This is a genomic window from Devosia sp., from assembly GCF_028290645.1.
GTDB lineage: Bacteria > Pseudomonadota > Alphaproteobacteria > Rhizobiales > Devosiaceae > Devosia_A.
In genome coordinates this window covers 1-19,722 of sequence record NZ_JAQGJL010000006.1, presented here as the reverse complement: position 1 = coordinate 19,722, position 19,722 = coordinate 1, and the positions used below count along the sequence as shown (strand labels likewise).

The 19,722-nt window shown below is 65.2% G+C and carries 19 protein-coding genes; 11 read left to right on the top strand and 8 right to left on the bottom strand.

Annotated elements, in window-relative coordinates:
• The coding region (locus JWQ89_RS00320; protein ID WP_299637404.1) for a VOC family protein at positions 1-289 on the top strand (289 nt) is incomplete at its 5' end.
• A gap of 99 nt (positions 290-388) precedes the next feature.
• Here the strand turns inward: JWQ89_RS00320 and JWQ89_RS00315 are convergent.
• Positions 389-562: a YdcH family protein gene (locus JWQ89_RS00315; protein ID WP_299637402.1), complete on the bottom strand. Its 174-nt coding sequence runs from the start codon at positions 560-562 to the stop codon at positions 389-391.
• A 177-nt stretch (positions 563-739) separates the two neighbouring features.
• Between JWQ89_RS00315 and JWQ89_RS00310 the strand changes: the two genes are divergently transcribed.
• The 5 genes from JWQ89_RS00310 (at position 740) to JWQ89_RS00290 (ending at position 3,641) form a co-directional block, all read left to right on the top strand.
• Positions 740-955, top strand: coding sequence for a DUF465 domain-containing protein (locus JWQ89_RS00310; RefSeq protein WP_299637400.1), 216 nt, complete (start codon positions 740-742; stop codon positions 953-955).
• Between the two features lie 129 nt (positions 956-1,084).
• Positions 1,085-1,549: a 5-(carboxyamino)imidazole ribonucleotide mutase gene (gene purE, locus JWQ89_RS00305; protein ID WP_299637410.1), complete on the top strand. Its 465-nt coding sequence runs from the start codon at positions 1,085-1,087 to the stop codon at positions 1,547-1,549.
• Positions 1,542-2,630, top strand: coding sequence for a 5-(carboxyamino)imidazole ribonucleotide synthase (locus JWQ89_RS00300; RefSeq protein WP_299637398.1), 1,089 nt, complete (start codon positions 1,542-1,544; stop codon positions 2,628-2,630). The genes purE and JWQ89_RS00300 overlap by 8 nt, the downstream gene beginning before the upstream one ends.
• A gap of 143 nt (positions 2,631-2,773) precedes the next feature.
• On the top strand, positions 2,774-3,016 hold the full coding sequence (gene rpsU / locus JWQ89_RS00295; RefSeq protein ID WP_055046207.1) for a 30S ribosomal protein S21: 243 nt from the start codon (positions 2,774-2,776) through the stop codon (positions 3,014-3,016).
• A 160-nt stretch (positions 3,017-3,176) separates the two neighbouring features.
• Complete coding sequence (locus tag JWQ89_RS00290; protein WP_299637396.1) at positions 3,177-3,641, top strand: DUF992 domain-containing protein; 465 nt, start codon at positions 3,177-3,179, stop codon at positions 3,639-3,641.
• A 35-nt stretch (positions 3,642-3,676) separates the two neighbouring features.
• Here the strand turns inward: JWQ89_RS00290 and JWQ89_RS00285 are convergent, their stop codons facing one another.
• The 7 genes from JWQ89_RS00285 to JWQ89_RS00255 all read right to left on the bottom strand — a co-directional run bounded on the left by JWQ89_RS00285 (position 3,677) and on the right by JWQ89_RS00255 (position 14,166).
• A complete protein-coding gene (locus JWQ89_RS00285) occupies positions 3,677-4,516 on the bottom strand; it encodes an alpha/beta hydrolase (protein WP_299637395.1) in 840 nt (279 codons plus the stop codon).
• A gap of 45 nt (positions 4,517-4,561) precedes the next feature.
• Positions 4,562-5,218, bottom strand: coding sequence for a DsbA family oxidoreductase (locus JWQ89_RS00280; RefSeq protein ID WP_299637394.1), 657 nt, complete (start codon positions 5,216-5,218; stop codon positions 4,562-4,564).
• Between the two features lie 126 nt (positions 5,219-5,344).
• Positions 5,345-6,835, bottom strand: coding sequence for an ATP-binding protein (locus JWQ89_RS00275; RefSeq protein ID WP_299637393.1), 1,491 nt, complete (start codon positions 6,833-6,835; stop codon positions 5,345-5,347).
• 56 nt (positions 6,836-6,891) lie between these two features.
• Positions 6,892-8,826 carry a 1-deoxy-D-xylulose-5-phosphate synthase gene (dxs, locus tag JWQ89_RS00270; protein ID WP_299637391.1) on the bottom strand — a complete coding sequence of 645 codons (1,935 nt, stop codon included), beginning with the start codon at positions 8,824-8,826 and terminating at the stop codon, positions 6,892-6,894.
• Positions 8,827-8,916: 90 nt separating this feature from the next.
• Complete coding sequence (locus tag JWQ89_RS00265; RefSeq protein WP_299637409.1) at positions 8,917-10,482, bottom strand: DUF882 domain-containing protein; 1,566 nt, start codon at positions 10,480-10,482, stop codon at positions 8,917-8,919.
• Positions 10,483-10,832: 350 nt separating this feature from the next.
• Positions 10,833-12,506, bottom strand: a complete 1,674-nt coding sequence (locus tag JWQ89_RS00260; RefSeq protein WP_299637389.1) for a L,D-transpeptidase family protein — start codon at positions 12,504-12,506, stop codon at positions 10,833-10,835.
• A gap of 172 nt (positions 12,507-12,678) precedes the next feature.
• Positions 12,679-14,166: a sigma-54 dependent transcriptional regulator gene (locus tag JWQ89_RS00255; protein ID WP_299637387.1), complete on the bottom strand. Its 1,488-nt coding sequence runs from the start codon at positions 14,164-14,166 to the stop codon at positions 12,679-12,681.
• A gap of 190 nt (positions 14,167-14,356) precedes the next feature.
• Between JWQ89_RS00255 and JWQ89_RS00250 the strand changes: the two genes are divergently transcribed.
• The 5 genes from JWQ89_RS00250 to JWQ89_RS00230 all read left to right on the top strand — a co-directional run bounded on the left by JWQ89_RS00250 (position 14,357) and on the right by JWQ89_RS00230 (position 19,676).
• Positions 14,357-16,189, top strand: coding sequence for a M3 family oligoendopeptidase (locus tag JWQ89_RS00250; RefSeq protein WP_299637407.1), 1,833 nt, complete (start codon positions 14,357-14,359; stop codon positions 16,187-16,189).
• 179 nt (positions 16,190-16,368) lie between these two features.
• Entirely contained in the window at positions 16,369-16,623 is a 255-nt protein-coding gene (locus JWQ89_RS00245) for an aa3-type cytochrome c oxidase subunit IV (protein ID WP_299637385.1), read from the top strand.
• A gap of 61 nt (positions 16,624-16,684) precedes the next feature.
• The gene (locus JWQ89_RS00240; RefSeq protein WP_299637383.1) at positions 16,685-17,962 is read left to right on the top strand and encodes a Re/Si-specific NAD(P)(+) transhydrogenase subunit alpha; all 1,278 of its coding nucleotides are present in this window, start codon (positions 16,685-16,687) and stop codon (positions 17,960-17,962) included.
• Entirely contained in the window at positions 17,963-18,265 is a 303-nt protein-coding gene (locus tag JWQ89_RS00235; protein WP_299637382.1) for a proton-translocating transhydrogenase family protein, read from the top strand.
• Between the two features lie 7 nt (positions 18,266-18,272).
• Positions 18,273-19,676, top strand: coding sequence for an NAD(P)(+) transhydrogenase (Re/Si-specific) subunit beta (locus JWQ89_RS00230; protein ID WP_299637405.1), 1,404 nt, complete (start codon positions 18,273-18,275; stop codon positions 19,674-19,676).
• The last annotated feature ends 46 nt before the right edge of the window (positions 19,677-19,722 follow it).

Sequence of the window (19,722 nt, the reverse complement as noted above, 5' to 3'; positions counted from 1 at the left end):
GCCCGATCCGATGGGCGGCGGGCATATTCGCTGGTTCGAGTTCGGCAACAACCAGCGCTTCCACATCCAGGCAGGCGATATCAGCAGGATACACGTGGAAAAGCGTACGCATTTCGCGCTCTCCGCACCGGATTTCGAGGCCGTTCTAACCCATCTGCGCGCCCGCGGAGTCCCCTTCTCGGACATGAAGGGCACCCTGGACACCGTCAACATCCGCCCCGACGGCATGCGCGCAGTGTTCGTCCAGGACCCGAACGGGTACTGGTTCGAGATCAACGATTTCCGGTAGCAGCCTCCGTTGCGGGTGACCTAACCCTCAGTAACTCCTACACAAAAAGGCCGCGGCATGTGCCGTGGCCCTCACACTTGTATCGATCGATCGGCTTGCTCAGGCTTCGCTCAGCTGCATGCGCGCCAGCTCGTCCTTGATCTCCAGTTTCTTTCGCTTGAGTTGTGCGATGAACAGGTCATCGTGGCTGGGGTGGCTCATCTCGTCTTCAATTCTCCGATCGAGTTCGCGGTGACGCCGCTCCAGCGACTCGATGTGGCCTTCGGTCGTCATGAGATCTCCTCTTCAGCTTTCGGGCGACTCAATCGTCACAAAAAATTCACGCCCTGTCGACGTGCAAGGGTGCAACACACGTGCTTCGGTGGAAAGTCAGTGCAAATGCGCGTCCGATCGGCTAACCCTTCTGGTTACGGGCATTTCGTCTCGCTGAGGACCTCGTCGACCGCCGCGATGCTGCCGCTCACCAAGGAACAAGAAGCCGCGCTTGGTCTGGAACTGGCCGCAAAACGCCAGGAACATGCCGACCTCGACGCCGCCATCCACACCCTTTCCGCGTCCGGCTATGCCGACCAGATGCTCATCCAGCGCATGAAGAAGCGGAAGCTCACGCTCAAAGACCGCATCGTGCAGCTCGAGAACATCCTGCTGCCGGATATCATCGCATAGCCGGCGGCACCTTCGGCCCCTGCCCGTTAGCCGCTTGCGCTTGGCGACACTGCCACCTATGGGTGGACACCTGAGCGCCGCGCCTTCCGGGGGACCAAAGTGCCGACCTCGCCACCCGTCGCCATCATCATGGGCAGCCAGTCGGACTGGCCCAATCTCAGGCATGCCGCCGAGACCCTCGACGCGCTGAAGATCGACTACGAAGCGCGCATCATCTCTGCCCACCGCACGCCCGACCGCATGTACAAGTTCGCGCGGAACGCCAGGGCCGAGGGCTTTCAGGTCATCATCGCCTCGGCCGGCGGGGCCGCGCACCTGCCGGGCATGGTCGCCGCCTTGACCCCCCTGCCCGTCCTCGGCGTTCCCGCCGAGACCAAGACACTCGGCGGCGAGGACAGCCTGCTCTCGATCGTCCAGATGCCGCCGGGAGTCCCGGTCGGCACGCTCGCCATCGGCCGCGCCGGCGCCATCAACGCTGCATTGCTGGCCGCCGCGATCCTCGCGCTCTCCGATCCGGAGGTCGCCGCCGCGCTCGACGACTATCGCTCCGACCAGACCGCTTCCATCCCCGAGTTCCCATCCGACAATGCCTGACGCCCGCCCGCTGCCGCAGGGCAGCACCATCGGTATCCTTGGCGGCGGCCAGCTCGGCCGCATGCTGGCGCTGGCTGCGGCGCGACTGGGGATGAAGACCCATATCTACTGCCCGGACCCCGACAGCCCGGCCTTCGACGTGACGCCCCTCAGGACCATCGCCGCATATGACGATGAGGCGGCGCTGGCCCTGTTCGCGGCGCGGGTCGATGTCATCACCTACGAGTTCGAGAACGTGCCGGCCAAGACCGCGGCGTTTCTGCAGAACCTCAAGCCCCTCCGCCCCGGCGCCAACGCGCTGGCCGTGGCGCAGGACCGGCTGGCGGAGAAGGCGTTTCTCAGCATCAACCGCGTGCCGGTAGCGCCGTTCGCCGCCATCAGCGATCTCGACCGGCTGGAAGCCGAGCTCGAGGAGATCGGCACCCCCGCCGTGCTGAAAACCACCCGGCTCGGCTATGACGGCAAGGGCCAACGCATCGTGCGCAACATGGAGGACGCCGCGCTCGCCTGGGAGCTGCTCTCGCCCAAGCCGCTGGTGCTGGAGGCCTTCATCGCGTTCGAAAAGGAAATTTCGGTGGTGGTGGCGCGCAATGCCGCCGGCGAGGTGGCCGCTTTCGATCCCGCCGAGAACGTCCACCGCGATCACATCCTCAAGACCAGCACCGTTCCCGCCGAGATCAGCGCCAGGACTGCCAAGGCGGCTAGCGGGATCGCCGAAGCCATCGCCACCGCGCTCGACTATGTCGGCGTGCTCGGCGTCGAGTTCTTCGTCCTCCCGGGCGGCAAGCTCCTGGTCAACGAGATCGCCCCGCGCGTCCACAACTCCGGTCACTGGACCGAAGCGGTCGCCATCACCGACCAGTTCGAGCAGCACATCCGCGCCGTGCTGAACTGGCCGCTTGGCGATCCGAGCCGCATGGCTGACGTGGTGATGGAGAACCTGATCGGCGACGAGATCGCCGCCATCCCCGAGCGGCTGGGCCCGAACCTGCAGCCCCACGCCTACGGCAAGGCCGAGTCGCGCCGCGGCCGGAAAATGGGACACATCAACCGAGTTGCGCTGAAAAAGCGCCCAAAATGAGCGATTTCGCACTATTGACGGTGTGGACAAGCAAACCCGATTGGCCTATATAGCCGCACCACAATGACCGGCTTGGCTGGTCGGCACTCCTTTGGGGTGCTCCACATCAAACAGACCTGAGGGTTACGAAAGGGCGGTTGCGCTTGCAAGTAGTTGTTCGCGATAACAATGTTGATCAGGCGCTGCGCGCTCTGAAGAAGAAGCTGCAGCGCGAAGGTGTCTTCCGCGAGATGAAGCTTCGCAACTACTACGAGAAGCCGTCCGAAAAGAAGGCCCGTCAGAAGGCCGAAGCCGTGCGCCGTGCCAGGAAGCTTGCCCGCAAGCGCGCCCAGCGCGAAGGCGGCCTCCCCGCTCCGGCTGCTGCGGCCCGTCCCGCGCGCCCGTAGTCAGGGTTCGTTCAGAATTGGTTCAGGGACGCCGCCTCACAAGGGGCGGCGTTTTTGTTAGGTGCCGCCGAGTCCGGATGACTTCCTGCATTGGCGGCAACGGATACACTCCCGATCCATACCGGGTCGATCAAATGCGTCAACATCGGGGAACTCCATCATGAAGAAACTAATCGCCGCGGCTCTCGCCGGCATCATGCTCGCGACCGCCGGCGCAGCGCAGGCCGCCACGCAGGTGAAGGTCGGCGTGCTGACGTGCAGCGTTGAAGCCGGAATCGGCTTCATCATCGGCTCGTCCAAGGACATGACCTGCCGCTTCAAGCGTGACGGCTACAAGACCGAGCGCTACCAGGGCAACATCAAGAAGCTCGGCATCGATATCGGCGTCACCGGCCGCACCGAGATCGTCTGGCTGGTGTTCTCGGCTTCGAACACCAAATACGGCAAGGGTTCGCTGGCCGGCACTTATGTCGGCGGTTCGGCGGAAGCCACGCTCGGCGTCGGCCTCGGCGGCAACTGGCTGATTGGTGGTTCGCGTCGCGGTTTCGCGCTGCAGCCGCTGTCGATCCAGGGCCAGACCGGGCTCAACTACTCGGTCGCCTTCTCGGGCCTGACGCTCTACTGAGCGAAACGCCGCGACGAATTCGAACGCCGGCCCTCCTAGGCCGGCGTTTTTCGTTGAGAGAGTGCCGCGCCTTCGGCGCGCTCGAAGAACCCCTTCGCTCTGTCCCAGAGGCCGCGCTCCCACAGGCCGCCGTGATCGGCGCCCGGTGCGATCCAGAGCTGGTCCTTGTTGGGCGCCAGTGCATAGACCCGCTCGCCGTGGCTGACTCCGATGGTATGGTCGGCGGTGCCGTGCGCGACATAGACCGGCTCGTCAACATCCTTGATCCATTGATCGACCGGGAACTGGTCGAACATCAGCGCCCCGACCGGCAGGAAGCCGTAGCGGTCTGCCGCCACCGACACGGCCGACAGGAACGGCGTCTCCAGCATCAGCGCATCGGCCTCGCGCCGGCTCGCGACATAGGTCGCCGGGCCCGAGCCGAGCGAGCGACCCCACAGGACGATCGGAAAACCCTTGGCCTTGGCCCAGTCATAGGCGGCGAGGCTGTCGGCAAGAATGTTTTCCTCGTTCACCTCGCCGGGCGAGCCGGGAAAGCCGCGATAGTCGAAGGCGAGGAAGCCGTAGCCGTCGGCGACGAAGGCCTCGAAGCGCACATGCTCGCGCGAAAAACTCTGCGCGTTGCCGCGAAAATAGACGATCAGCGGCTTGCCCGCCGCCGGCGGCTCATACCAGCCGGTGACGCTGGAGCCGTCAGCGCTCGGAATGCTGACCAGTTCCGCCTGCGGCAGCTTGGTTTCGCTGAGCGCGAACATCCGCCCGCCCCGGTCGTACTGGAAATCGCGCTGAAAGAAATACAGGATACCCAGCACCAGCGCATAAGCGAGCGCCAGGACGACGCAGGTGGCGACTGCAAGCCGCTTGAACCACTTCATCGCGCACCCTCCCCGGCAGCGGAATGCCATGCCGGCGGTGACATGTCAGCCTTGAGCCGCGAGCTTCTCGGGATCGAGCGCATACTCGAAGGCGCGCGCGAACACCTCATCAGGCTGGCAGCCGGAGACGGCGAACTTGTGGTCGAAGATGAAGAACGGCACGCCCTGGATGCCCTGCTGGGCGGCAGCCACCGCGAGTTCGTGCGTGATGGCGAGTTCGCGTGGATTTCGGACTGCGTCGAGCGCCTCGGCATGCGTGAACCCGTGCTGCTCGGCGATCTTCGCCAGCACTTCGTCGTCATTGATCAGCTGATGATCCATGAAATAGGCCCAGGCGATGGCATTGGCGAGCGCGTGCTGGGTGCCCTTGTCCTTGGCCAGCCGCACCAGCGTGTGGCCCTTGCGCGTCGGAAACGAGCGCGGCTGCTGGCTGAGATCGAGATCGATGCCGGATTTCCTCGCCTCGCCTTCGACCCGCGCCCACATCTCCTTGGGATCTCGCCCATACTTCTCCCGCAGCATGTCGGCAACGACCACGCCCTCGTCCGGCGTGTTGGGGTTGAGGTAGAACGGGTGGTTCTCCACCTCGACCACGACATCGTCGGGCAGCGCAGCGATCGCCTGGTCGAGCCGCGCCGAACCGACGATACACCAGGGACAAACGGTATCGGTGAAGAGGTCGACTTTGATCGTGCGGGCCATGCTGTCCATCGGAGAATTGTCGGCACACAAATGCTGGACCCCGGGTGTAGGTTCAAGGACGCACACCGCTGTGCCTTGCATCCGCCCATCGCGACATCGCGATTGGTCGCCACGTGAGCCGAAAGGCTATTCTGCGGCTGCGCGGTCGTCGAAGTCGGGAGCATCCGGGTTGCCGGGGCCGGTCTCGGTGGCAAGGTCGGGGAAGGCGACGACGCGCTGGTTGCGCAGGTCCATGCGCACGACAAGCAGGCCGCGCTCCTCGAAATAGGCGAGCAGCCGGCGGGCGCGGCCGGTCGAGTGGGTACCATAGGCGCGGGCCAGCGCCGCGTCCGAGGGACAGGGGGCGCCTTCGAGTGCGGCGCGCGCCAGCACCAGGAACACGCCCTGCACGTCGTCGGCGAGCTGGGTTGAGAGCGACAGGGCATGCTGCCAGGTCTCCGACCCGGCGGCCTCGGCATCGACACCTGCCCGTACGACCGCGAGCTTCCGCCGGAAGGCCGGCAGCGCCAATACGTCGCCACGCACGCGCCGGATGCGGCAGCGGACGAGGAAGTCCTGATACAGCACCGCCACAGACCGAAACGAGGCGTCGCGATCCTCGAGCAGTTCGCGGATTACGCCGTCGAGTGCCGCTTCGCGCTCCGCCTCGTCGATCGACGTCTCTTCGGCGCGGGCCTGCGGCGCCTGCGTGCGCACCAGTTGGGCAAGCAAATCCGTCGTCGAGGGCGGCGGAGGTGGCGGAGGCCGGCGGACCCGCGGCGCCGGTTCAGGCGCGCGGGTGAAGATCAGTTCCCTTGCGTCGGCGGGAGCATCGGGCAACGGCATGAGCTTCGGGCTGGTGGAGCGCGCCGAGGTTTCGACTTCGCCGATCACCATAGGCAGCGGCCGGCGCGACAACGCGGGCCCGAGCGCGATGAAATGGCCGCGCGCCAGGTCGCGGAACATCTCGGCCTGCCGCCGCTCCATGCCGAGCAGGTCCGCGGCGCGCGCCATGTCGATATCGAGGAAGGTGCGGCCCATCAGGAAGTTCGAGGCTTCGGCGGCAACGTTCTTCGCGAGCTTGGCCAGCCGTTGCGTGGCGATGACGCCGGCGAGGCCGCGCTTACGGCCGCGGCACATCAGGTTGGTCATCGCCCCCAGCGACAGTTTCCGCGCCTCGTCCGACACTTCGCCGGCAATAGCAGGGGCGAATAGCTGCGCTTCGTCGACCACCACCAGCATCGGATACCAGTAGTCGCGATCGGCATCGAACAGCCCGCCGAGGAAGGCCGCGGCGCAGCGCATCTGCTGCTCGACATCGAGCCCTTCGAGGCTCAGCACCACCGAGACGCGGTGCTGGCGCACGCGGGCGGCGATGCCGGTGAGCTCCGCCTCGCTGCGCGAGGCATCCACCACCAGATGCCCGTACTTGTCGGCCAGCGTGACGAAATCGCCCTCGGGATCGACGATGCATTGCTGAACCCACGGCGCGCTCTGCTCGAGCAGGCGGCGGAGCAGGTGAGACTTGCCGGAGCCGGAATTGCCCTGCACCAGCAGGCGCGTCGCGAGCAGTTCCTCGAGATCGAGCCTTGCCTCGGCGCCACCCTGCGCCACACCCATGTCAATGCCGACCTGCATCCGGCAGGCCTAGCTGATTCTTGCGAGGAGCGGGCGGCTGCTAGGTTGGGGATATCTCAGGCAGGCGGCTTGGCGACGCCGGTGCGGCGCTTGGCGTCGCTGTCGATCCCGAGCGTCGTCAGCACCGTCGCGACGATGCCGGCCCGGTCGAGGCCGGCGGCGGCGTACATATCATTGACGCCGGCCTGTTCCGTGAAGGTGTCGGGGATCATCAGCGGGCGAAAACGGAGCTTGCCGTCAAGCAGGCCGTTGCGCGCCAGGAAGGTGGCGGCGTGGCTGCCGAAGCCGCCAATGCCGCTTTCCTCGATGGTGATCAGCACCTCATGCTCCTTGGCCAGCCGGGCGAGCAGCGTCTCGTCAAGCGGCTTCAGGAAGCGCATGTCGGCGATGGTCGGGTTGAGCCCGTAGGCCATCAGCTTCTCGCTCGCGGCGATCACTTCGCCGAGGCGGGTGCCGAAATTGACCAGCGCCACGGACTTCCCCTCGCGCAGCACCCGGCCTTTGCCGATCTCGAGCACGCTGCCGCGCTGCGGAAGCTCGACGCCGAGCCCATCGCCGCGCGGATAGCGGAAGGCGATCGGGCCCTCGTCATAGGCGGCCGCGGTCGCCACCATGTGGCGGAGTTCGGCCTCGTCGCCGGCCGCCATCACCACCATGTTGGGAATGGCACCGAGATAGGCCGAGTCGTAGTTGCCGGCATGGGTCGGGCCGTCGGCGCCTACATAGCCGGCGCGATCGATGGCGAAGCGCACCGGCAGGCCCTGTACGGCGACGTCGTGGATCACCTGGTCATAGGCGCGCTGCAGGAAGGTCGAGTAGATGGCGACGAACGGCTTCAGGCCTTCGGTCGCCATGCCGGCGGCGAAGGTCACGGCATGCTGCTCGGCGATGCCGACGTCGAAAATGCGGGTGGGGAACAGTTCGGCGAACTTGTCGAGCCCAGTGCCCGAAGGCATCGCCGCGGTCACGGCGACGACGCGATCGTCGGCCTTCGCCTCCTCGATCAGGCTCTGCGCGAACACTGCTGTGTAGGCGGGCGCGTTGGATTGCGGCTTGGTCTGGGCGCCGGTGATGACGTTGAACTTGTTGACGCCGTGGTACTTGTCGGCAGAGTTCTCGGCCGGCTCGTACCCCTTGCCCTTCTTGGTCACGACGTGGACCAGCACCGGCCCGCCCTCGTGGTTGCGCACGTTGTGCAGCACATCGAGCAGATCGTTGAGATTGTGCCCGTCGATCGGGCCGACATAGAAGAAGCCCAGTTCCTCGAACAGCGTGCCGCCGGTGAAGAACGAGCGGGCGAATTCCTCGGTCTTCCTCGCGGACTCGTGGATCAGCTTCGGCATCTTGCCGGTGATCGACTTGGCGGTATCGCGCACGCCGCGATAGAACGGGCCGGAGACGAGCTTGGCCAGATAGGACCGCATGGCGCCGGTAGGCGGGGCGATCGACATGTCGTTGTCGTTGAGGATGACCACCAGCCGCGCGTCCATGGCGCCGGCATTGTTCATCGCCTCGTAGGCCATTCCTGCCGACATCGCGCCGTCGCCGATCACCGCGATGACGTTGCGCTTCTCGCCCTTCAGCCCGGAGGCGACTGCCATCCCGAGGCCGGCCGAGATGGAGGTGGAAGAGTGCCCGGCGCCGAACGGGTCGTATTCGCTTTCGGCGCGGCGGGTGAAGCCGGAGAGGCCGTCCTTCTGCCGGAGCGTCCTGATGCGGTCGCGGCGGCCGGTCAGCACCTTGTGCGGATAGGCCTGGTGGCCGACATCCCAGATCAGCCGGTCGTCGGGCGTATCGAAGGTCGCATGCAGCGCCACGGTGAGTTCGACAACGCCCAGGCCGGCGCCCAGATGCCCGCCGGTCACCGACACGGCGTCGATCACCTCGGCGCGCAATTCATCGGCGAGTTGGCGCAATTCTTCGCGGGACAGGGATTTGAGATCGGCGGGCGTCGTTACCCGATCGAGCAGCGGTGTTTGGGGCGTATCCAAAAATACCGATCCTTCGCCGGTGCGGGCGGGTCCCTCAAAGAGACTTAGAGCCTAGCACCCGGCATTGCAACGCCTTGCAGGCGCGGCCATTTAGCGCCCCGCCACCAGTTGCAGCCCACTGCTGACGAACCGGTCGTAGGCGGGAATTGCGGCGTTGTCGGGAAGGAAGGCGACGCGACCGGTCAGCGGGCCGAGTTCGGTGCCTTTCTCGAGGTAACCCTCAGCTTCGGTCAGCTCCGCCCAGAAGGCCGTGTCCATCGGCACGGGCTGCACCAGCGTGTCGTTGACGTGATCGATCTCGGGCGCCACCAGTTCGATCTGGCGCAGCTCGATGCTTTGGTTCGGCTGGCGGCTCAGGGCCAGGTCGGCGAGCGCTGCCTGCATCGTCGTCTGCGACCCTTCATTGCCTGTGAGTGCGTTGAAGGTCATGTCGAACATGCCCTTCAGCGTCGAGAAGGTTTCGGAACCTCCGAGCGAGGCGGTCTGGATGCTGCCGGGCCTGAGCAGCTGTTCCCGTGTCGGTAACTCGGGAACCACCGCCGTCTCGCGCTCGATGATCATCTTCAGCGCCTGCTCGGCGCCCGGATCGGGACTGGTGGCAACATACGCGGTGATCATGTCGCCGGCCTTGGGCGTCATCAGCACCCGCGCCTTGGGCAGCGGCTGATCGATCGCGGCGAGCGCCGCCACCGCAGTCTCGCCGGTATCCGGGCCGAGTGGCGAACGGGTGGCGAGCTGGACGCGGGCCGACTTCATGACGGGCACCGGAGCGCCGATCGCCTCGAAGGCGGAATAGTCGCCGCCCGGGGGCAGTGCCGCTACGGCCAGTCCGGCCTTCTGGCGGAATACGGGAACCGGCGCAGAGACGGCGAACGTAGCCACCGCGCGCTGCGTCGGCTCTTCGGCCGAGGCCAGCATCACCGTCGCGCTGCTCAGCTCGCGCGGCCGCATGGCGGGGATCGGGGCCGTCTCACCGGCATTGTCGGCCAGCATGGTTGCGGGAGCGGACTCGAAGATCGCGTCGCCGGCACACGGAACGGTGTGGCACTTGGTCCACTGTGCCTGGGCATAGGCGCGACCGGCATTGGAGAGCGGCTTGCCGTCGACCGGCAGGTGCAGGGTTTTGCCGTCGGGGAACACCTTTTCCAGCTGCGCCCGGGTCATGCGCGGCCAGGCGCGCACGTTGCCGGTGTCCATATGGACGAACGGGCTGCCGGAGGTCGGGTAGTAGCCGACCCCGCCGACCTGGTGCTTCATGGCGGTGGCGCGAAGCTTAGACAGGTTCACGCCCGGGATGAATACGTCCATCGCCTTGCCGCGCATGTGCTGCGAATTTTCCGCGACGCCCGACGACTTGGACCGCAGCATCTTGTTGGTCTTGGGCGAGCGGTAGGACGAGACGATGTTGTAGGGCTGGGTGGCGCCGACTTCCTGGTACACTTCCCAGAGGAGGTCGAAGAGGGCCGGATCCATCTTCGTGGGCTCTTTGGTACGCCAGTCGGCAAGGAAGATATTCATCTGGCGCAGGACCGCCTGGTCATACTGACCGTTGCGCTTGAAGGTGAAGCGCGCCGTCTCGCCGGTATGGGTGTGGTGCAGATAGAGCGTCCGGTCGCCCTCCCCGCTGGTGCTGCCAAAGGCAGCGTTCACCGGCACGACGGTCGGCGGCAGGAGCACGGTCAAAGCCACCGTGGCGGCAAAGAACAGCCGCGGCAGCGTCCGCAATATCCCGAACAGTTTCCCCAGCACGCCCCGACGACCCGTTGTAACCCCGACAGACCCTGAAGCTAGCGCCAGTTGGATGAGAAGTGATTAACGCTAACAGTCGGCAGCCAGACTTGCGAGGCGGCTGCCACGGTGCACTTCTAGGCAAAAAATCCGGCTGAACCAAGGCCGAATTCCTAAGCAGACGTAAACGCTTGGCGAGACAGCTGGTTTGCCTCATGCGAAGGGCCGGCGCCTCACGGCAACCGGCCCTCATTTCTAGTGCGCAGACGCGGGGAACGCTATGCGGCGAGCAGCTCTTTCAACCGCTGGTTGAGGCCATAGACGTCGCCGTAGGAGCGGATGGTGCCGTCCTTGTCGACCCGCAGCGTGAAGTACGAGATGTGCACCGGAATGTGGGTCTTCAAATTCACCCAGCGCTCGGTGTCGCCGAACATCGCCTCGAGCTTGGCAGCGCTCAACTCGGGCTCGAGTTTCAGCAGCGCATCGGCGAAATCCATCGGGTTTTCGACACGCACGCAGCCGTGGCTGTAGGCGCGGAAGGAGCGTGAGAACAGCGACTTGGACGGCGTGTCGTGGAGGTATACGTCGTGCTCGTTGGGGAACAGGAACTTCACCCGGCCCAACGCGTTCCCGCCACCCGGGCGCTGCCGGATGTGGAAGTTGTTGATGTTGGTCTGCGACCAGTCGATGGCGTAGGCGTTGACCACCTTGCCGCCCGACAGCATCTCCATGTTCTGGCTGTCGAGATAGCCAGGGTCGGCCATCAGGTGCGGCTTGATCTCATTGGTGGCGATCGAGGCCGGCACGTTCCAGTACGGGTTGACGACTATATGCTCGATCTCGTCGTTGAACACCGGAGTCTGGTTCTGCGGGCGGCCCACCACCACGCGGGTGGTGTAGTGGACATCGTCCTTGTCCATGATCCAGAGACGGAATTCCGGGATGTTCACCGTCACCTGGAAGTCGCCGTAGTCGTTCGGCTCCCAGCGCCAACGTTCCATGTTGGCGACGATATCTTCCTTGGTGGTGGCCGAGCCGCCGTTCAGCGCGGCAATCGTCGCGGGCCCGATCACACCGTCGCCGTTGAGCCCGAGGCTCTCCTGATAAGCCTTGACTGCAGCGACCAGTGGTTCGTCGTAGTTGAGGTCGACGGTTGCGGCCTCGCCGGCAGTCTCCGGAATGTCGGGCTCGGGCACGTCGAGACGCTGGCGCAGCAGCGTCACGCGTTCGTCCTGCATCCCGGGCTTGAGGAGCTTGCCCTCCGGGATGGTGATTGCCGCGTCCATCACGGCGCCATCGTAGAATTTGGCGAGCGCCGCCTTGAGCCCGAGGAACTCCGGCTGCGTCGGCGACAGTGCGAGCAGGATCTTGTCCGGCGCGTTGCTCTCGGCCAGCTTCACCAGCATCTCGGCTTCGTTGATGCGCTTGGGCGTGATGGTCCAGGAGTCGTTGACGGCGGTGGGCGCAATGCGGCCGCCATAGGCATCCTGGGCGTAGCGGATAGCCGCCGTCGAGAACGCGGTCTCTAGCGCTGCAAGCTTGGTCGGGTCGTTGCCGACGGCCGTGACGTCGAGGTCAGGCGTCAGGTAGTCCGACGGGCGGAAACCCTCGAGCTCGGATTTCTTGAACACCTCGATGATCTTCTCGGCATTCGGCGAGAAGGCGATCGAACCGTCGGCCGCCTTGGTCAGCCAGAGCGGCTCGAAATGTCGCGCCCCGTAGAAGAAGTAGAGCTTCTGGGTCTGCTGATAGGCCCGAGTGCCCTTATTGGCCGAAGCATAGGCGGTGGAGAGGCCGGCCTTGATAATGCGGGCGAGTTCGGTCTTGGGCGGCGCGATGACGACGCGTGTGGCTTCGATGCCTGCTACCGTGACGGTTTCCTGAGCCATCGCCGCAAACGGCGATGCGAGCGCCACCGTGCCCGCCAACAACAAGGCCTTCAGCATAGTCATAAAGTACTCCGGGCCCGGTCGGGGCTGGCAATGGACGGGCGGTGCAACGGGGGAGGATTCGGCACTTCGCCCCACATATCCATTTTGCTTAGCCCACAAATCTTAACGCTGACAATTCCTCGCGACTTTGTGAGTTCGGTCTGTGGTCTTGATGCAACTAAGCCTGGTTTTGCTAGGCCGCATCACTCTCCAAGCCCTCGTCGAGGCCATACTCACGGAGCTTGCGGTAGAGCGTCGACCTGCCGATGCCGAGTGCCCGGGCGACCCGCGACATGCGGTAGCCGTAATGGCGCAGCGCGAACACGATGAGTTCGCGCTCGACATCGGCGAGGGCGGCGACCTCGCCACTCTGTGCAACGAAGCGATCGGCGGCGATCGCACTTTTGCTCACAACCTCGCGTAGGAGGACGCTAGCGTCGTCGATGTGAACGGGGGCTGAAGGCAGCCGGCCGCCCGAAGCCAGCTTCAATGCCTCGGCACGACCGGCGCCAAGCGCGACGATCTGCGGGAAATCGGCAGTCTCGAGGTAGGCGCCATCGGCGAGGACGACCGCGCGATACATGGCATTCTCCAGCTGCCGGATGTTGCCGGGCCAGTTGTAGCCCCGGAGCAGCGCCATTGCCGGCTCGGAGATGCCAACGATGCGCTTGCCTGCTTCGGCGGCGAGGCGGGCGATGAAGTGATCGACGAGGACAGGTAGGTCCTCAATCCGGTCGCGGAGAGGCGGCACGTAGATCGGGAAGACGTTGAGCCGGTAGTAGAGATCTTCGCGGAAGGCACCCGCCTTGGTGAGGTTCAACAACCGACGGTTGGTGGCGGAGATCAGCCGCACGTTGACGCGCACCGGCTTGTCGGCCCCGACCGGCTCGATCTCGCCCTCCTGGATCACGCGCAGCAGCTTCACCTGCATCTCGGTCGGCAACTCGCCGACCTCGTCGAGGAAGATCGTGCCGCCGTGCGCATCGAGGAACTTGCCGGCATGATCTGCAGTAGCGCCGGTGAAGGCGCCCTTCCGATGCCCGAACAGCGTCGATTCGATCAGGTTCGTTGGGATGGCGCCGCAGTTGACGGTGACGAAGGGTTTTCCCGCACGGTCGCCTGATCCCAGGATGACGCGCGCCACCAGTTCCTTGCCGACACCGGTCTCGCCTTCGATCAGCACCGGAATGGTGGATTTCGCTGCCTTGGCGCAGAGCGACAGCACGCGATCCATGGCCTGGGCGCGGGTCACGATGTCGGCGACGCCGAGCGTGCCGCTCATCCGGCTGCGGTCGATCCGCACCAGCGCCTCGAGCTCGCCGAGCTTCAGCGCGTTCCTCAGCGACATGATCATGCGCTCGGGCGCCACGGGCTTGACGAAATAGTCCGATGCGCCCTGCCGCATCGCGGTAACGACGGTATCGAGCGAGGAATGGGCGGTCTGGACGATCACCGGAGTCGCGATCCCCTCGCGGCGCATCGCCTCCATTACCGCCATGCCGTCGAGATCAGGCATCACCAGATCGAGCACCACCGCGCTGATCCCGGGGTCGGCGCGGAGCAGTTCCAGTGCCTGCATGCCGCCGGTGGCGGTGACTGCGGCGAAGCCGGCGCGGCTCGCGACCTCCGAGGTCAGCCGCAATTGCACCGGATCGTCGTCGACTATCAGAACGCGCGTCATGGTCCTCCAAGACTCTGTCGTTGCACGAGGCGCCACGTGGCGAATCGCGCTGTGCCGTTTTGGAGCAGCATGGGTTTGGCCGGTTAAGAGGCGATTAAGGCAAAGGCGCCCCGCCTTGTGCTTCACATCGCATGACCCGGTGGCTAAGGTCTCGCCGCTTTCGAAGTCCCGAGGTGATGAAGTGTCCAAGATCGAACTGACCCGCGCATCCGACGCAGCAGCAGCCCAGAAGGGGCACAACCAGCTCGGCGAGCTGCCGGTGTGGAATCTCGACGATCTCTATGCGGGTAATGACGCTCCGGCGCTGAAGGCTGATCTCGCCGCCGCCCAGGCCGATGCCAAGAGCTTCGAGGCCGACCTCAAGGGTAAGCTCGAGCCGCTGGCGAAGTCCGGCAAGCTCATCGAGGCGATCAAGCGCTACGAGGCGCTGACCGATCTCTCGGGCAAGCTAGGCTCATACGCGTTCCTGCAATATGTGCGGAACACCCAGGATCCCGAGAAGGCGAAGTTCCTCGGCGACCTCAGCCAGGCGCTGACCGACCTTTCGACCGGCCTCATCTTCTTCGGGCTCGAGCTCAACCGCATCGACGAGGGCGTGCTCGAGGCGGCGCTCGAGGGCAATCTGGAACTCGGCCGCTACCGGCCGTGGTTCACCGAGCTAAGGAAGGCAAAGCCCTACCAGCTGGAGGACAAGATCGAGGAGCTGTTCCACGAGAAGTCGGTGACCGGCGCCTCGGCCTGGAACAGGCTGTTCGACGAGACCATGGCGAGCCTCAAGTTCGACGTCGACGGCGAGGAACTCAACCTCGAATCGACGCTCAACTACCTTTCCGACAAGGACGAGGTGAAGCGGGAGGCGGCCTTCCACGGCATCTCGAAGACGCTGCAGGGCAACGAGCGGCTGTTCACCCACATCACCAATGTGCTCGCCAAGGACAAGGAGATCGCGGACCGCTGGCACGGCTTCAAGGATATCGCAGATAGCCGGCATCTGGAGAATTCGGTGGAGCGCGAGGTCGTCGATGCGCTGCAGACCGCGGTGCGTGCGGCCTATCCCAGGCTCAGCCACCGCTACTACGCGATGAAGGCGAAATGGTTCGGCAAGGACCAGCTCAACGCCTGGGACCGCAACGCGCCGCTACCGACCAGCGACGATCGGGTCTACGACTGGCAGAGCGCGAGGGACACCGTGCTCGACGCCTATGGCGCGTTCTCGCCCAAGCTGGTCGAGATCGCCGAGCCGTTCTTTTCGAAGGGCTGGATCGATGCACCGACCAAGGACGGCAAGTCGCCCGGGGCCTTCGCCCATCCGACGGTGCCCTCGGCGCACCCCTATCTGATGCTCAACTATCTGGGCAAAGCGCGGGACGTGATGACGCTCGCCCACGAACTGGGGCACGGCGTGCACCAGGTGCTGGCCGCCCCGCAGGGCGCGCTGATGGCGCCGACGCCGCTCACCCTCGCCGAGACCGCCTCGGTATTCGGCGAAATGCTGACCTTCCGCTCGATGCTGGCAAAGACCACCGATCCGACGCAGCGCTTCTCGATGCTGTCGAGCAAGGTCGAGGACATGCTAAATACTGTGGTGCGGCAGATCGCGTTCTACACCTTCGAGCGCGAAGTCCACACCCGCCGCAAGGCGGGAGAACTGACCACGGCCGATCTCAACCAGATCTGGCTCGACGTCGCCAAGGAGAGCCTCGGGCCGGCCATCAAGCTCAATGACGGCTACGACATCTTCTGGGCCTACATCCCGCATTTCATCCATTCGCCGTTCTATGTCTATGCCTATGCCTTCGGCGATTGCCTCGTGAACTCGCTCTATGCGCAGTACGAGAACTCGAGCGCCGGCTTTGCCGAGCGCTATTTCGAACTGCTGAAGGCAGGCGGGAGCAAGCACCACTCCGAGCTGCTGGCGCCCTTCGGCCTCGACGCCCGCGATCCGGGGTTCTGGTCGCTTGGATTAGGGATGATCGAGCGGCTTATCAACGAGCTTGAGGCTACCGAGCCGCCGCGTCGCTGACCGGTCGTGCGCGCTCCATTCGTAGGGCGTGGCTAACCGCCACGTATGCTTGTGCGGCGGTGAAGTGCGAAGTATGAGAGGCGTGTGGGGCAGCCTGATCTTGTTCGTTCGCGCCAGCTGCGACGCAGCAGATCGGGAGCCGGTGTCCCTCCCTTTCTACGATCAATGCCGAGGACCTGATGGCCAGAAAACCCGCCACCGCCACCCCCGCAACCCCTGTCGAGCTTCCCCCTGCCATGGACTATGCCCAGCATGAAGCGACCTACAACGGCTTCGTCAACTTCGTGAAGTGGGCCATCGTGGCGCTGGTCCTCGTGGTGCTCTCACTGTACGCCTTCATCGAGGCGCACCAGCCGATCATCGGCACGCTGTTGCTGTTGGTCATTCCAGTCGGCGCGATCGCGGTTATGGTCATGGGATCCCGCCGCACCTGAAGGCGGGATTTTTGCAGGCGGTGAGCGCACCGCTCGGGCGGCTGACGCTCTGGAGACGTTCATGAAAATTGCAGTGTTGCGGGAACGTGCCGAGGGCGAGACGCGAGTTGCAGCGACGCCTGAGACCGTCACCAAGCTGATCGGGCTCGGCGCCAGCGTCGCCATCGAATCCGGAGCGGGCGACCGGGCCCGCTTCCCCGACAAGGACTACGTTGCAGCCGGCGCCACCGTCGGCCCTGCCGCCGCAACCATCAAAGGCGCCGACATCGTCCTGACGGTGCGCCGTCCGCAGGCCGCCAGCCTCGCCGGTGTCGCCCCCGGAGCGCTGGTGATCGGCGCCTTGGACCCCTACGGCAACGAGGGCGAGATCGCCGATCTGGCCAGGGCGGGGGTCACCGCCATCGCCATGGAATTCATGCCGCGCATCACCCGCGCCCAAGTGATGGACATCCTTTCGAGCCAGGCCAACCTTGCCGGCTACCAGGCGGTGATCGATGCGGCTGCCGCGTTCGATCGCGCCATGCCGATGATGATGACCGCTGCCGGCACCGTGCGGCCCGCCAAGGTGTTCGTGATGGGCGCCGGCGTTGCCGGTTTGCAGGCGATCGCCACGGCTAAGCGCCTCGGCGCTGTGGTCACGGCCACGGACGTGCGTGCAGCAGCTGCCGAGCAGGTCGCGTCGCTCGGCGGCAAGTTCATCATGACCGATGCGCTGAAGGATGCCTCGGGCGCCGGTGGCTATGCCCGCGAGCTGACCAAGGACGAGCAGGCGGCGCAGTCCGAGCTGGTCGCGGGGCACATCGCAAAGCAGGACATCGTCATCACCACGGCGCTGATTCCCGGCCGTCCAGCCCCCAGGCTGGTGACCAAGGCGATGGTCGAGTCGATGGCGCCGGGCTCAGTGCTGGTCGATCTCGCGGCGGAACGCGGCGGCAATATCGAGCTCACCCAGCCCGGCAAGTCCTTCACCACTGTCAATGGCGTGACCATCATCGGCTTCACCAATGTCGCGGGCCGGCTGCCCACTTCGGCCAGCCAGCTCTACGCGCGCAACCTCGTCTCCTTCCTCGAAACGCTGATCGACAAGAAGGAAAAGAAGCTCGCCGTGAACTGGGACGACGAGTTGGTGAAGGCCACCGTGCTGACGCGCGACGGCGCCATCGTCAATCCGAACATCAAGGTCGAGGCCGTGCCGGCCGCGGCGCCCAAGCCGGCCGCTGCTCTGAAGGCCGCCCCGAAGAAGCCGGCGGCCGACGCCGCTGCGGCAAAGCCTGCCGCCGCGACCGCCGCCAGGAAGCCCGCGGCCCCGAGGAAACCCGCCGCCAAGGAGACCAAGTAGATGGGTGCGATCGATCCGTTCGTCTTCCAGCTGGCGATTTTCGTGCTCGCCATCTTCGTGGGCTATTTCGTCGTCTGGTCGGTGACCCCGGCCCTGCATACGCCGCTGATGAGCGTCACCAACGCCATCTCCTCGGTGATCGTCGTCGGGGCGCTGCTCGCCGTGGGTGTGAACCAGGTTGGCGATCCCAACTGGACCTCGAAGATCTTCGGCTTTTTCGCGCTGATCCTTGCCAGCGTGAACATCTTCGGCGGGTTCCTCGTCACCCAGCGCATGCTGGCAATGTACAAGAAGAAGGGCTGACGGCATGATCTCGGCAGATATCGCGGCCCTGTTCTACCTCGCCGCGGGTGTCCTGTTCATCCTGGCGCTGCGTGGTCTTTCGAGCCCCGCATTGGCCCGGCAGGGCAATCGCTACGGCATGTTCGGCATGGGCATCGCCATCCTCACCACGCTGGCCGTGGCGGGACCGCGCGACATCCTGTCCTGGGTGCTGATCATCGGCGGCCTCGCCATCGGCGGCGGCATCGGCGCCTTCATGGCGCGCACCGTGAAGATGACCGACATGCCGCAGCTGGTCGCGGCGTTCCACTCGCTGGTCGGCATGGCCGCGGTGTTCGTGGCCGCGGCAGCGCTCTATGCCCCGACATCGTTCGGCATCGGCGAGGTGGGCCATATCCATCCGCAGAGCCTCATCGAGATGAGCCTCGGCGTCGCCATCGGCGCTTTCACCTTCACCGGTTCGGTGATCGCCTTCGCCAAGCTCAACGGCAACATGAGCGGCAAGCCGATCATCCTGCCCAACCGCCATTCGATCCACATTGCGCTGGGCATCGTACTGGTGGTGCTGATTGCGGTGTTCTTTTCCACCGCCGAGCCGGCCTGGTTCTGGGCCATCACGCTGGTGGCGCTGGTGCTGGGCGGGCTGATGATCATCCCGATCGGCGGCGCCGACATGCCGGTGGTCGTCTCGATGCTCAACTCCTATTCGGGCTGGGCGGCGGCGGGCATCGGCTTCACGCTGGGCAACACGGCGCTGATCATCACCGGGGCGCTGGTCGGCTCCTCGGGCGCGATCCTGAGCTATATCATGTGCAAGGCGATGAACCGCAGCTTCATCTCCGTCATTCTCGGCGGCTTCGGCGGCGACAGCGCCGTGGCGGGCGCCGGTGAAGAGGAAACGCGTCCGGTCAAGCAGGGCTCTGCCGACGACGCTGCCTTCATGATGAAGAACGCCGGCAAGGTCATCATCGTCCCCGGCTACGGCATGGCCGTAGCCCAGGCCCAGCATGCGGTGCGCGAAATGGCGGACATGCTGAAGGCCGCGGGCGTCGAGGTAAAATACGCCATCCATCCGGTGGCCGGCCGCATGCCCGGCCACATGAACGTGCTGCTCGCCGAAGCGAACGTGCCCTATGACGAGGTGTTCGAACTCGAGGACATCAATTCGGAGTTCGCCCAGACCGACGTCGCCTTCGTCATCGGCGCCAACGACGTGACCAACCCGGCAGCCAAGACCGACAAGACCTCGCCGATCTATGGCATGCCGGTGCTCAACGTCGAGGACGCCGGCACCGTGCTGTTCATCAAGCGCGGCATGGCGGCGGGCTATGCCGGGGTGCAGAACGAGCTGTTCTTCCGCGACAACACCATGATGCTGTTCGGCGACGCCAAGAAAGTCACCGAGGAAATCGTCAAGGCGATGGGGCACTAGCCAGACAGCTTTCCCTCCAGCCTTCCCGCAAGGAAAACGCAAAGGC